General features: G+C 42.9%; 10 protein-coding genes, 10 tRNA genes and 2 pseudogenes. 4 read left to right on the plus strand and 18 right to left on the minus strand.

Translation table 11 applies throughout. From position 1 onward, the window contains the following. Positions 1–533: 533 nt before the first annotated feature. On the minus strand, positions 534–1,040 hold the full coding sequence (locus AC0YNZ_RS30830; protein WP_475830189.1) for a hypothetical protein: 507 nt from the start codon (positions 1,038–1,040) through the stop codon (positions 534–536). Between the two features lie 42 nt (positions 1,041–1,082). After that, positions 1,083–1,469 carry an LSm family protein gene (locus AC0YNZ_RS30835; protein WP_475830190.1) on the minus strand — a complete coding sequence of 129 codons (387 nt, stop codon included), beginning with the start codon at positions 1,467–1,469 and terminating at the stop codon, positions 1,083–1,085. A gap of 220 nt (positions 1,470–1,689) precedes the next feature. Here AC0YNZ_RS30835 and AC0YNZ_RS30840 point away from each other — a divergent pair, with 220 nt between their 5' ends. Both AC0YNZ_RS30840 and AC0YNZ_RS30845 read left to right on the plus strand, forming a co-directional pair. Further along, positions 1,690–2,400, plus strand: a complete 711-nt coding sequence (locus tag AC0YNZ_RS30840; protein WP_475830191.1) for a class I SAM-dependent methyltransferase — start codon at positions 1,690–1,692, stop codon at positions 2,398–2,400. Between the two features lie 609 nt (positions 2,401–3,009). Further along, positions 3,010–3,141, plus strand: a complete 132-nt coding sequence (locus AC0YNZ_RS30845) for a paeninodin family lasso peptide (protein ID WP_475830192.1) — start codon at positions 3,010–3,012, stop codon at positions 3,139–3,141. A gap of 370 nt (positions 3,142–3,511) precedes the next feature. Here AC0YNZ_RS30845 and AC0YNZ_RS30850 read toward each other — a convergent pair whose 3' ends face one another. The 3 genes from AC0YNZ_RS30850 to AC0YNZ_RS30860 all read right to left on the minus strand — a co-directional run bounded on the left by AC0YNZ_RS30850 (position 3,512) and on the right by AC0YNZ_RS30860 (position 4,995). Then, positions 3,512–3,919, minus strand: coding sequence for a hypothetical protein (locus tag AC0YNZ_RS30850; RefSeq protein WP_475830193.1), 408 nt, complete (start codon positions 3,917–3,919; stop codon positions 3,512–3,514). 181 nt (positions 3,920–4,100) lie between these two features. Beyond that, positions 4,101–4,538 carry a hypothetical protein gene (locus AC0YNZ_RS30855; protein ID WP_475830194.1) on the minus strand — a complete coding sequence of 146 codons (438 nt, stop codon included), beginning with the start codon at positions 4,536–4,538 and terminating at the stop codon, positions 4,101–4,103. Further along, the gene (locus AC0YNZ_RS30860; RefSeq protein WP_475830195.1) at positions 4,522–4,995 is read right to left on the minus strand and encodes a MerR family transcriptional regulator; all 474 of its coding nucleotides are present in this window, start codon (positions 4,993–4,995) and stop codon (positions 4,522–4,524) included. Before AC0YNZ_RS30860 ends, AC0YNZ_RS30855 begins: the two co-directional genes overlap by 17 nt. Before the next feature lie 321 nt (positions 4,996–5,316). On the opposite strand from AC0YNZ_RS30860, the gene AC0YNZ_RS30865 reads away from it, so the two are divergent. After that, positions 5,317–6,096: an alpha/beta fold hydrolase gene (locus AC0YNZ_RS30865; RefSeq protein ID WP_475830196.1), complete on the plus strand. Its 780-nt coding sequence runs from the start codon at positions 5,317–5,319 to the stop codon at positions 6,094–6,096. A gap of 188 nt (positions 6,097–6,284) precedes the next feature. Here AC0YNZ_RS30865 and AC0YNZ_RS30870 read toward each other — a convergent pair. From AC0YNZ_RS30870 to AC0YNZ_RS30880, 3 genes and pseudogenes are all read right to left on the minus strand, one after another. After that, a pseudogene (locus AC0YNZ_RS30870) lies at positions 6,285–7,776 on the minus strand (IS1182 family transposase). 674 nt (positions 7,777–8,450) lie between these two features. Continuing rightward, entirely contained in the window at positions 8,451–8,945 is a 495-nt protein-coding gene (locus tag AC0YNZ_RS30875) for a YdcF family protein (RefSeq protein WP_475830197.1), read from the minus strand. Between the two features lie 376 nt (positions 8,946–9,321). Then, positions 9,322–9,798, minus strand: coding sequence for an SMI1/KNR4 family protein (locus tag AC0YNZ_RS30880; protein ID WP_475830198.1), 477 nt, complete (start codon positions 9,796–9,798; stop codon positions 9,322–9,324). Between the two features lie 219 nt (positions 9,799–10,017). Between AC0YNZ_RS30880 and AC0YNZ_RS30885 the strand changes: the two are divergent. Continuing rightward, a pseudogene (locus AC0YNZ_RS30885) lies at positions 10,018–10,185 on the plus strand (IS110 family RNA-guided transposase); the annotation flags it as partial. Positions 10,186–10,608: 423 nt separating this feature from the next. Here AC0YNZ_RS30885 and AC0YNZ_RS30890 read toward each other — a convergent pair. From AC0YNZ_RS30890 to AC0YNZ_RS30935, 10 genes are all read right to left on the minus strand, one after another. Then, positions 10,609–10,682, minus strand: a tRNA-Pro gene (locus AC0YNZ_RS30890). Positions 10,683–10,689: 7 nt separating this feature from the next. Next, a tRNA-Arg gene (locus tag AC0YNZ_RS30895) sits at positions 10,690–10,766 on the minus strand. Positions 10,767–10,772: 6 nt separating this feature from the next. Further along, a tRNA-Gly gene (locus tag AC0YNZ_RS30900) sits at positions 10,773–10,847 on the minus strand. A gap of 3 nt (positions 10,848–10,850) precedes the next feature. Next, positions 10,851–10,937 (minus strand) — tRNA-Leu (locus AC0YNZ_RS30905). 111 nt (positions 10,938–11,048) lie between these two features. Then, positions 11,049–11,124 (minus strand) — tRNA-Phe (locus tag AC0YNZ_RS30910). Positions 11,125–11,138: 14 nt separating this feature from the next. Beyond that, positions 11,139–11,215: transfer RNA gene (locus AC0YNZ_RS30915), tRNA-Asp, on the minus strand. A 34-nt stretch (positions 11,216–11,249) separates the two neighbouring features. Next, positions 11,250–11,326 (minus strand) — tRNA-Met (locus tag AC0YNZ_RS30920). A gap of 22 nt (positions 11,327–11,348) precedes the next feature. Next, a tRNA-Val gene (locus AC0YNZ_RS30925) sits at positions 11,349–11,424 on the minus strand. 4 nt (positions 11,425–11,428) lie between these two features. Continuing rightward, a tRNA-Glu gene (locus tag AC0YNZ_RS30930) sits at positions 11,429–11,503 on the minus strand. Positions 11,504–11,522: 19 nt separating this feature from the next. After that, positions 11,523–11,610, minus strand: a tRNA-Ser gene (locus tag AC0YNZ_RS30935). Positions 11,611–11,632: the final 22 nt, after the last annotated feature.

The following is an 11,632-nucleotide window of genomic DNA, read 5'->3' on the forward strand; positions in this document are numbered from 1 at the left end:
ATAGGTATTTATGATAATCATCATCCGATGGTTTTGTTAAAACCATTACAAATAATAATAAAAGAAATACCGCCAAGATAACGTTTGTTTTCTTCTTGATAATAAATCCCCTCTAATGTCTAATGTAACACTGTCCCCAGGGATTAGACTTCTATTATGTGTAGATTGTTGCGTTATCCTGCCTGTTACTTCAATAAACTAAATGAGGAGCTGCCACGAAGCAAGCTCCTCCACTATCGTTCTCCGTTAGTTCAATTAAATTGCTTCTGATCATGTGCTCGCTGCCATCAATGAGATCCTATACTCATTATCTCATGACAACAATTTGTTTCTTGTCATGCTTTTATATAGACTCTTCCTCGCATCAGACACTTTGTCGGGAATTATTATCAAGTTCTTGTCATTTCATTTTGACAAGAACTTGATAACATAGTAACCTCACTAAGTATTCGGATAACCCCAAAGCCCGGCTTTTCTGCACAAAGATAGCCCACCGTGGATTCCCGGCAGGCTGAACAAAACGGAATAAAGCATCAGATTTTGAACATACCCATTAAAGGCATAATCGTCTTCACCATATTAAGTCCGACTTGGAAAGTCGGTAGCATTTGTTTAAAAGATCCGAAAAAACCGCTCTGCTGCCCTCCACCTGCCGGCCCTGAAGGGCCTTCCGAATCTTCTTGTTTTGTTTGAATTCCCGCTCCTGAAAAACCCGACGGACCGGATAACATCGGCTTAAATAAGCCTGTTGCCATTGAACCAAAAGAATTGAGCGCGCCGATTCCCCCTATCAAGGAATCCAGCAGTCCCGATACTTGGACTTCCGGTGTCTTGGAACGATCAGAAAGATTCACTCTCCCACAACTTCTGGTTTCGGAAAGGATTAGCTGATGGTCATGAATGGCTTGAACCGTTCCAACATAACAGTTACCGTCATTTAACAACACGCAAACGGGCTGCCCGATACAACGGTTAGCTTTTTTAACCGCAAGAACTCTTCCCTCAGGTTCTCTTTTTTTAGGAGCTTTCCTGGATGCCATCGTGATACCTCTTTTCACAATTTGAAATCGTGTCAACCGCAATCAAATAAAGAAGAAAGGCAAAATGAAAAGCGAGGCAATAATTGCAAACGGAAAAAAGAAGCAACCGCCGTCGAAACCGCCACAGCCTCCACCGTAACCGCCATAACCCCCACCATAACCGTCATAACCTCCACCGTAATCGTCATAATAACCGGACAGTCTGGCTTTATGCTTGGAGCGCGTTTGTTTTTTTGAATGCTTTCCGTTCCGAACGGAAGACAAAGATAAAAGCTTTCTGTCAAAAGTACAATCCTCCAGCATTAACTTACCGTCTTCTACTCCCTTTATCGTTCCGATAAAATGCCTTCCGTCATGCGTAACCGCACTAACCCTCCGTCCGATGTACGGATAGACCGTATTATGGCAAATCGGATAAACTTCCTGCATAACTTCATTCCTCCTAATCTGTATATCTTAGACTATGAAAAAATCTGCTATAAGGTCTGTACGATTGTCTTCTATTTGGAAAAAACGAGATGTGTCCATTCTCTCAAGCAATGACAAAAGGTTGAAAGATGAATGAGCATCCAAAAAAACAGTGAAAAATGGGTGCAGTCATGGCGGAGGTTATGCATAGAATATCGGAAGCGGAAGAGGTGAAAAGGCGATGGATTACCATACTTTATTAGCCCGGCTCGGCGAAGGAAGTGCGCATCCAGGTGGTTTCCAAGCAACCAAAGAATTAATCGGAGAAATCAACTTTCCGCGCGGCACAAAAGTGCTGGAGGCAGGATGCGGAACAGGCCGGACTGCGTGTTATTTAGCCAGCTTAGGCTGCAACGTGACAGCAATAGACCGGAACGAGGATATGATTCAAAAAGCGACTCACCGTGCGAAAATAAGCGAACTTCCCGTCCGAATCGTACAGGCGGATGCCGCTTCCATACCTTTTCCGGATGAGACGTTTGATGCCGTTTTTACGGAGTCGGTTACGGCTTTTACCCAAGGAAGCTCCGCTATACGCGAATACTGGCGAGTGCTGAAACCAAAAGGAGTCCTATACGATCGCGAGCTGGCATTTGCTATAGAATTAACCACGGTGCAAAAGAAAAAACTCCAGTCGTTTTACGGACTTCATCATATGCGAACCGTTCCGGAATGGCTGAAGCTGATGAGCAAATCGAAGTTTCATCAGTACTCCGCGTCTCATTTTGTGCATATGAAACAACTGGCCAACGATAACGACCCTTTACGGGTAATCGATCACGAACTATTCACGAAACCAGATGTAGTTGCCATGATGATGAAAAATGAACGCCTGATGAGCAACTTCTCTAATGTGATGGGCAGTATTGTAATTACGGCTTGGAAAGCGTGAATGAAGATGCCGTGTTCCTACTCTGTCGCTTCGTCCGAGCGGACTGAACCCGGGTTCGCCCCCTTTGGGGCTCTTACCCTAATAAGCAGAAAACCACGTCGGATTGACGTGGTTTTCTGCTTATTAGGATGTAGTTAGGGGGAATCGCCCCCCTACCTCATTGCTGCCAGCGAAGTTAAACTGCCCGTTTGCCGCGAGACAGTGTCCGTTTATTTTTAATACTTCGCTTAGTATTGACGCTATCCCTCCCGCTAGTAATTACAAATGGAGCAGTAGCCGCCAGCATACTGCTCCATTACTAGTTGAACTAAAGTTCTTCGTTAGCTGAACATAATACTGTTCTTATTAAAATACTTTTTAACGTCCTCGGTAAATCCGTAATCCTCAATCCATTCGAAAATTTCATCCTCTAATTTTTGTATTTCTTCCTTTTCTGCCCGTTAGTGTAATGAAAAAGGAGCATCTGCGGATCGCAAACTGCTCCATGGTGGTTGAACTAACGTGCCCGTTAGTTCAATGCTCAATTCATAGAAAAGCATTATTTTGGCAAGAGCATAAAAGGGGCTTTCAGATGAGTGATCTGAAAGCCTTTTTTTTGAGGTGAAACGAATGAAAAAGAAACAATGGACCGCTCCTTCCGTAGAAGTACTGAATGTTTCGGAAACGATGGCAGGTTTCGGTACTACGAAAATGGACTTCACTTATGTTGACGGAAAACTCGTAGACCTCGACGTTAGGTAGTTCACTGTAAAAATCGTCGGTCAAGTCAATCAGAAAGATCAATGTAGAAGCAACCCATATTTTTTCAAACTTTCACCTCATATATCGCTCATTTATAATTTTAGCATTGAAGCAAGCTCTAGTACCATTTAATGTATAAATTTTAATAAAAGAATAAAAACAGACGAAATAAACATTATTCTCAAAGAATCGTAGTTTGCTTAGCGAGTTGAGTCTGTATAATTGTGTAAAATGATGAACTTCATATCGAGGATCGATATATGTACAAAATCCATTATTTTGTGAAGTAGTAAAAAGGAGCTGCCGTGGCAGCTCCTTCTTCGTTTGTATAGGGTCCTTCATTGAACTAACGTTCCCGTTAGCTTAACGTTTACCTGTGTCGTCCTTCATCAATCCTGTTCTTCGCCATTATTCTTATATCTTCGTCATCATCGTTTAATAGAATAGTTAATACTCGAAATGTCGCTTTTTTGTTATAGACAATTCGTTGTCTAACTGAGCTATCTAAATCTTTCACCAGTTTTAATTGTAAGTTTTCTGGTAATCGTTTTTTTGAAGCAACATTAAATCTAACCCTTTCATCTGTATCGTCAGCTAGAATTTCCATAATCTCAACAGGAATTGATTTATTTTGTGCTACCCATTCACGCATTTCAGGGCACGTTTCAATCACTTGTAACCAAACCTCAAAAGGTGCTTCATCCCATGCAGCCTTCAGATATTCCTCCATGTTACCACTAAGCCTTAACCTAACAAATTCTTCAGCCGAATTAATCACAATTCAACCCCAATAACAGATTTTTTCTCATTTTAACATAAAATTAGTTAAACTAACCTGCCCGTTAACTGAACAGGCCGCTAAATTATCTGCGGCCTGTTGTAATTGCGCTATCGTTCCCAGTTAGCGTAATGATTACTATGCTGTAGAACATAGTAAAGCTTCATTGATTCACTCCCACCTATTTGACTGGTGGATACTGACCTACGGTCTCTTTTTTCTTCATTCTTATGCCCAGTATGATGAAGGCGATATAAATTACGATAGCAATTGAATCGATTAACGTATCCGTAAGTGCCGAAACGTCATGAAATGCCGTTATGCCAAGAATGACCATCAATCGAACGATCAGAAGCGACACGATCGTCCATGCGGCAGACCAGATCTTCGATCGCTCGCTTTGGAGTGACATGAAAATGAATACGATGCCGAAGACCAGATTTTCCGCCGTGATGATATGCCAGACATACGTGAATACTGTCCGGGTATCCATGGCTATCGCACTCACGTAGAGTGTGGGCAGCACAGCGGATTGCCCGTTCCATGCATGCGTAACGGCAAACAGTATCGCAAGAATGCCTGCAATCAGATAGTAAAAATTCCTAACCCTGATGTTCATGACATCCCTCCTCGAATATTTCCGTTTTCTCCTTTCGAATAGCCTGGTAAATCTCGCGAACGATCTCTGCCAGCCGCTGGTCTCTTTCATGATTAAAGTCCCTTAGCGTTTCGGATGCTATGTCGAGCAGCTGACTAACCTTTTGTAGATGGGCAATCTTCTTGCGTGTCTCTACATTCTTTTCATCGAGGAACGCAGCAACCTCCTGGCAATATGCAGGGTCTACATTCTCCATCCTGTGGAACCCAAATTTACCCTTGATTTCGTCAAGAGAAAAGTCCGCATACTGCATGATTTGAATATTCATTAAATCGATGAGATCGTTCTTCGAATACCTGCGGTACCGATTGTCTTCCCGGGACGGCGATACGATGCCAATCCGGTCATAATACCGAAGTGTATCCTTCGGGATCCCAAGTATCCGCGAAACCTCTTGTATAGAATAAAGTTTATCCATGAATTCAAATTAACATTGGAGAGCCCTCCAATGTCAAGTCATTTTTTTCTGGGTATCCGTTGTTCTTACATGGTTGTAGTGAGATTAACCTCCGTTAGCGTAATGAAGAAGCCGATCATTGTGGTCGGCTTCTTCCGTGGTTTCATTGACCTATCGTGTCCCGTTAGCTCAATGATCTGAAGAAATTGTTTCACTCAAGCTATTCCTCAGAAATCTCTACGCACTATCTAAACCCAATTTGACGCCGAAATTAGGCATTCACCTTGCCTAGGGCGAATATCTTAATGGGGAAGTACATTTTAAAAAATTGAGGCGATACACTTGGGATACTTCGTTACTGTGGAACCGGGCGTAAAAGTATTTATAGAGGACATCAATCCGAAGGGAAATAAAACGATACTTTTTATTCATGGATGGCCACTAAACCATAACCAGTTCGAATATCAGTTCAATTTCCTTCCTAAGCTCGGATATCGTTGTATCGGAATGGACTGGAGAGGATACGGCAATTCGGATAAACCATTCGACGGTTACGATTTCGATAGATTAGCAGATGATCTTCGTATGGTCATCGAAGCGTTACAGCTAAAAAACATAACACTGGCAGGACACTCTACCGGAGGCGCGATCTCGATTCGTTATATGGCTCGTTACAAAGGGTACGGGGTATCTAAACTCGTCCTGATCGACGCTGCGTCTCCATCAAGCGTTCCAAAAGAATTTACGAATAAAATCATCGAAGAAACAAACAATGACCGTCCGAAAATGCTTCAAAACCAAACGGGGATTTTTTTCTTTCAGTACATTTCTGAACCGAAATCCGAATGGTTCTTTCTAATGGGTTTACAAGCTGCGAATTGGTCGACTTCCGCCATTATGGTCACGCTAAGAGACGAGAATGTTTACAACGATCTTGGACAGATCGATGTGCCCACATTAATTATTCATGGAATTCATGATAAAGTCGTTCCGTTTACCCAAGCTCAGGAAACAAATAAGCTGATTAAAAATTCGCAATTAGTTCCATTCCAATACAGCGGCCATTGCCCTTTTTTGGAGGAGCGTGATAGATTCAACCAACTATTATCTTCTTTTGCATAACGCCTCGGATTAGCCGCACCATCGCTCTCCATAAATATAGTCCGATAATGCCCGATGATTGAGCAAATCTGCCCGTTAGTTGAACGAAGGGCTACCATTTGGAGAGCATTGCAAAAGACTTCCTTTCGAGTAACAGTGAGCTTCAAATTGGAAATGTAATCGAGAATACTAAAAAAGCAGCTCGTTCCTCATCCGAGGGCGGGCTGCTTTTGCTCGACTAGGTTTACCATTCGTTTCACATTCACAACAAACGCGGTGAGATACGTCTGTATTCGCATGCGAAATAGACCCCGGTATTTGGCTGTTGCCATACCGTGGAACCTCTTCATCTCTGCATTTTTGTGTTCAATAATCGGTCTGCGCTTAATACGCTCTTTAAACGTATCGCTAAGCTCAAACTCGATCTGCTCCTTGAAGTGCTCCGCAATGATGCGAATCGAGTATGTCTTGCTTTTTGAGTTTGGTTTGTAACAGCCTTCGCTCTGCGGACAAGTCTTGCACTTCTCAACATCAAAATAAAACACAAGGGAGCTCTCTTTCCGCTCTGTTTACTTCCTTGCATTGCTTTCCGAGTGCTATGCTGACCAGCAGGGCATATCACAAAATCCGCATCTTTGTTGTATTCAAACCCTTCTTGACGCTCGCCTCCATGATGAACAACAGGGTTTAGCGGAACGACTGGCTGAATCGATTCTTCTTTCATCTCCGCTAGATTATCTTTGCCAAAATAAGCTGTATCTGCAATGATTTCCGTTACCGTAATTCCGTTTGCTCGCGTCTGTGACAACAGCAAGGGTAGTTGTTTTCCATCATCGTTGCTGCCGGGCGTGACTACGACCGCTGTAATAATCTCTTCTTCCGTCATGGCTAAATGCTCTTTATATCCAAAGAAGGATTTGGTTTGGCTTTTCCAAGCGAATCGCGCGTCTGGATCAATGGCGGAAAGAATGCCTTTATGGGATAGCAGTCGCTCGTCTTCTACGATTTGTCTAGCGATTTGAACCTTGTCGCTAATCGCTCCTTCATGATCGGGCAGCAGTTCCTCTACGGTTTCACCCAATTTAGCCAAGTAATGTAGCATGATCTGCGCTGCGTCTTCTTGCTCACTTTTTACACGTGGTAGGGCTGGAAGCTTCTTTTCCAGCTTCGGATGCTGTTTCACAACCGCTCGCAGAAGTTGGCAGCATCCCGTAACACGTCCAAAGGACGCTGCTTTTGACTTCCGGCTTGGGTATGAGTGGCATCTAAAATAATGGTTTTACTCTTAATGAGTCCTTTCTCCACACATTGACTCACCACTTGCTTCAACACGTCTTCCACTTGGCTTGCCCCAAGTCGATGATTCCGAAAACGCGATAATTGAGAGGCATCCGGCAAAAGGTCTTCCGGATTAATACCAAGAAACCACTTGTAGGCTAGATTCACTTGAGCTTCCTGTACGATACGCTCATCCGAAAGATTGTAAAGGATCTGCAAAAAGAGAAGACGAAATAGCAGTTCAGGCTCATTAGCAGGTCTGCCGTAGTATTTGCAATAGCTGTTTTCGACCAACTCATGGATAAAGCTGAAATCTACAATGCGACGAATCTTTCGCAACAAATGTTCTTCAGGAACAAGATTATATAATTCCGCATGGAATGAAGTAGTTAATTGTCTACCGGCGTGCAACAACAGACTCATCTCGCTTTTACTTTTCTTCCATTATACAACAAGCCCAGTACCGACAGGGTACTGGGCTCCATTTTACAGAAACTGTATTCGTTTTGCAGTGCTCTCCATTTGGCAGCCCTCTGGTATTGAACTATAGTGCCCGTTGTTAAACAATCTTGGAGCATAGCTTGCATTAAATCCGTCATACCCGCAGGATGTGCCTTTTTTTGCTTAACTTGGAAACCGAATTTTTTTGAAAATCGTATCAACCAACCATAAGCCTGTTGCTGCAATAAAAACTGAGTATACAAGAACACTGGCGTACTTAAAAAGGAAGCCATCTTGTTCAGTAAGTAAAAACAAATACACAATAACTCCCGCAAATATAAGATGCAAAGTTAAACCCATGAACAATTCAAGTATTTTCCCCCTCATTTTCAAGACAATCATGTCTGCAATAAAAGAGAAAGGCATGCCAATAATTAAGATACCGATTGCAGAGTACATAAAATAGATGAAAAACGAAGTATAACCATGAATAAGCACGAGAATATACGAAAGAGCTACCGCCATGAGTATACTGGATATGAGCTTCCTCCGAATCCCAACTTTTGTGACTATTGAAGACTCCCCCTTCATTTAATCAAATGAGTGTTTATATTACCATAAATTATCAATTGATGTGTATTACGTTAATCTGCCAGTTAGTTGAATGACCAGCGCAAATCAGAGTATTTAAAGAGATATTTATAATATACTGGGAATTCTCGTATTATTGAGTAAATATCTCTAGACTCAAAGTTATTGGCATGAGCTGAATACACTTCTTTAATATCCATTTTTCTAAACGCTAATTTTGTCCTAGATACATGAAAATATTGAGTAATAACCATAACGGAGTCTAATTCTAATTCATCCATAAGCTTGCTGGTATTTTGGGCGGTCATATATGAGTTGTACCCATTATTATCCTCTTTAATTTTTTCTTCCGGTATCCCTTTATCTATTAAGTAAGATTTCATAACCTTTGCCTCATCGAAACCTTCCTTACCAATACCACCACTTACAATGATAAAAGTAAAATAGCCCCCATCATAAAGTTCTACGGACTTATCTAATCTTGCTTTTAACCGATCAGAAGGCTGTCCATTAACTTCTACTTTATTTCCTAATACTACAGCTACGTCAACAGGTTTCAATTCATCATTCAACCCATCTATTATCACGAAAGTAGTGTGAATGATAAACCAGATGAAAAGACTTACTACTAATATTAAAAATCGTTTAATGAAAACAAAGTTCAATCTCTCACCTGCATTCTCTCATTTTTTATCCATAATCCTTCCTAAATATTATCGCACTTGGGCGTATGAAACATTTCACGCAGACGTCCCTATGTATATTTAGTCACCCTGATCTGGCATCTTGCTGCAGCAACGAAATAAAAACTAATATAAAAATACCCCCGCGGTATTTTTTTTTCGTTAATGTAAACTGTCAGTTACTTCAATGAAAACAGGAGCAGATGCCGCGTCATTCTGCTCCCAGGGTTATTCCGCTAACGTTATCCGTTAGTCAAACCTTCACTTCGTATAAGCTATTGATTAGTTCAGTAAAGGAACCGCAGATAGGTGTGACCGACTCAAGTAGATCTGATTCCTCTATCTCATTTGGATCTAAGGTCATTGTAACTGAACGATCCCAAAATACAACTGTAGGGATACAAGACTTACGGTAATCGAAACAAATATAAGATCCAAATGGATCAGACGCAAAAGGAATAACCATCTTGGGCATATAGTCCTTTAAATCTTCAAATGTAGGCAACAAGCCATTGTTCTTGTCATTGGGATCAAAATTTAATACAACCTGCAGCACTCGTTCAGGTGTTTCCATGTCATCAAATACGTATGGGAATGGGCATCCCCCAGGATGGTCTATGGCATTGTTTAAGAAATCATTTGGAAATTTTACACCAATTCTCTTCTCGGTTTGCTCTATGTGTTCTGTGGTGGGACGGCTTTTAGTAACTTTCCATTCTATTTTATTCACATAGACACTCCCATCTATTATTTAGATGAATTATACCATAATTTAGGTAATTATATCGTACCCCGTTAGAATTCCTGTGGAACGAATAATTTGGAATTTGAATAAAAAAGAGCGCCCCTGTACGATGGGAGTACGTCACGGGTCTACAGCCCTTAAAATCCCACATCAGGAGGTCGCTCTACTAGGAAGTTTAAATCACAAGATAAGCAAAATCAACTCATTGAAAACATTGCCGTTAATCACCTTGTTGTCGGTGTAGATATCGCTCAGGAGACCCATGTTGCTAGAGCTGTAAACTTCCGTGGCATCGCTCTAGGTAATCCATTGGAATTTAGTAATGATGAAGTTGACTTCCGATCTTTCGATCGCTGGGTCCGCGACTTGCTAGCTGCTCCTCTTCACAAACCGAATGGAATCAATAACTCGAGTCTAAAACTTTATTTCCAACGAACATCAAGGCCTGTACAGCTGTATGTACAGGTTAGTATTATGCTAATAGGAAAACCGCCCCCAACCGGTGAAGGGACGCCGGTTGGGGGCTGCGCTTCACCGCTATTACTCCGTTGCATCTTCAAACGTTACGCCCAATAATAATCTGCAGCCTTTTGTGCCTGCCCTGCAGCTTGTATCCCCTGTCCGGTATTAATAAGTGTTTGGTTAGACTCGAAACTTCACAAAAAAAGCAGCCGATCGTTTCTGGCCAGCTGAAAAAATGGAGTAGCTGCAAGCAATCGCGCCACTGCGCTATTATATACCTTAAAAACATAACGAGCCCTTTATCCAAATTGGATAAAGGACTCGTTATGTAAATCGGGATGACACGATTTGAACATGCGACCCCCTGGTCCCAAACCAGGTGCTCTACCAAGCTGAGCTACATCCCGTAATAAATGGCGTGCCCTAAGAGATTCGAACTCCTGACCTTTTGATTCGTAGTCAAACGCTCTATCCAGCTGAGCTAAGGGCACAAATTATGGAGCGGAAGACGGGAATCGAACCCGCGACCCTCGCCTTGGCAAGGCGATGCTCTACCGCTGAGCCACTTCCGCTAATGGTGCGGTCAAGAGGACTCGAACCTCCACGGCTGTTACACCACTAGAACCTGAATCTAGCGCGTCTGCCAATTCCGCCATGACCGCATTTAAAAACTAAAATTGAGCCAAGTAGGACTCGAACCTACGACAGCCTGATTAAAAGTCAGATGCTCTACCAATTGAGCTACAGCGGCATATTCAATTACTAGTCTTACATGGTGGCTCGGGACGGAATCGAACCGCCGACACGAGGATTTTCAGTCCTCTGCTCTACCGACTGAGCTACCGAGCCTGATGATGTTATGATGGCGGAGCTGACGGGATTCGAACCCGCGGTCTCCTGCGTGACAGGCAGGCATGTTAGGCCTCTACACCACAGCTCCACATTATATCTACCCGGATGCCTCCGATGGTAATTGGTTGCGGGGGCAGGATTTGAACCTGCGGCCTTCGGGTTATGAGCCCGACGAGCTACCGGGCTGCTCCACCCCGCGTCATTCAGAACATCTATGATTATGGTGGAGGCTGACGGGATCGAACCGCCGACCCTCTGCTTGTAAGGCAGATGCTCTCCCAGCTGAGCTAAGCCTCCATATTGGTGACCCGTAGGGGATTCGAACCCCTGTTACCTCCGTGAAAGGGAGGTGTCTTAACCACTTGACCAACGGGCCATGCTATGTAATATTCGGACGGAGAGAGAGGGATTCGAACCCTCGCACCACTTACGCAGTCTAACCCCTTAGCAGAGGGTCCCCTTGAGCCACTTGGGTATCTCTCCAAATCTGGCTCCCCGAACAGGA

It is taken from the genome of Paenibacillus sp. J2L1-98 (assembly GCF_056269405.1).

Excerpts from the sequence above, each read along its gene's own strand:
- AC0YNZ_RS30840 (WP_475830191.1), top strand. The coding sequence starts at position 1,690 with ATGGATTACCATACTTTATTAGCCCGGCTCGGCGAAGGAAGTGCGCAT.
- AC0YNZ_RS30855 (WP_475830194.1), bottom strand. The coding sequence starts at position 4,538 with ATGAACATCAGGGTTAGGAATTTTTACTATCTGATTGCAGGCATTCTT.
- AC0YNZ_RS30835 (WP_475830190.1), bottom strand. The coding sequence starts at position 1,469 with ATGCAGGAAGTTTATCCGATTTGCCATAATACGGTCTATCCGTACATC.
- AC0YNZ_RS30845 (WP_475830192.1), top strand. The coding sequence starts at position 3,010 with ATGAAAAAGAAACAATGGACCGCTCCTTCCGTAGAAGTACTGAATGTT.
- AC0YNZ_RS30830 (WP_475830189.1), bottom strand. The coding sequence starts at position 1,040 with ATGGCATCCAGGAAAGCTCCTAAAAAAAGAGAACCTGAGGGAAGAGTT.
- AC0YNZ_RS30860 (WP_475830195.1), bottom strand. The coding sequence starts at position 4,995 with ATGGATAAACTTTATTCTATACAAGAGGTTTCGCGGATACTTGGGATC.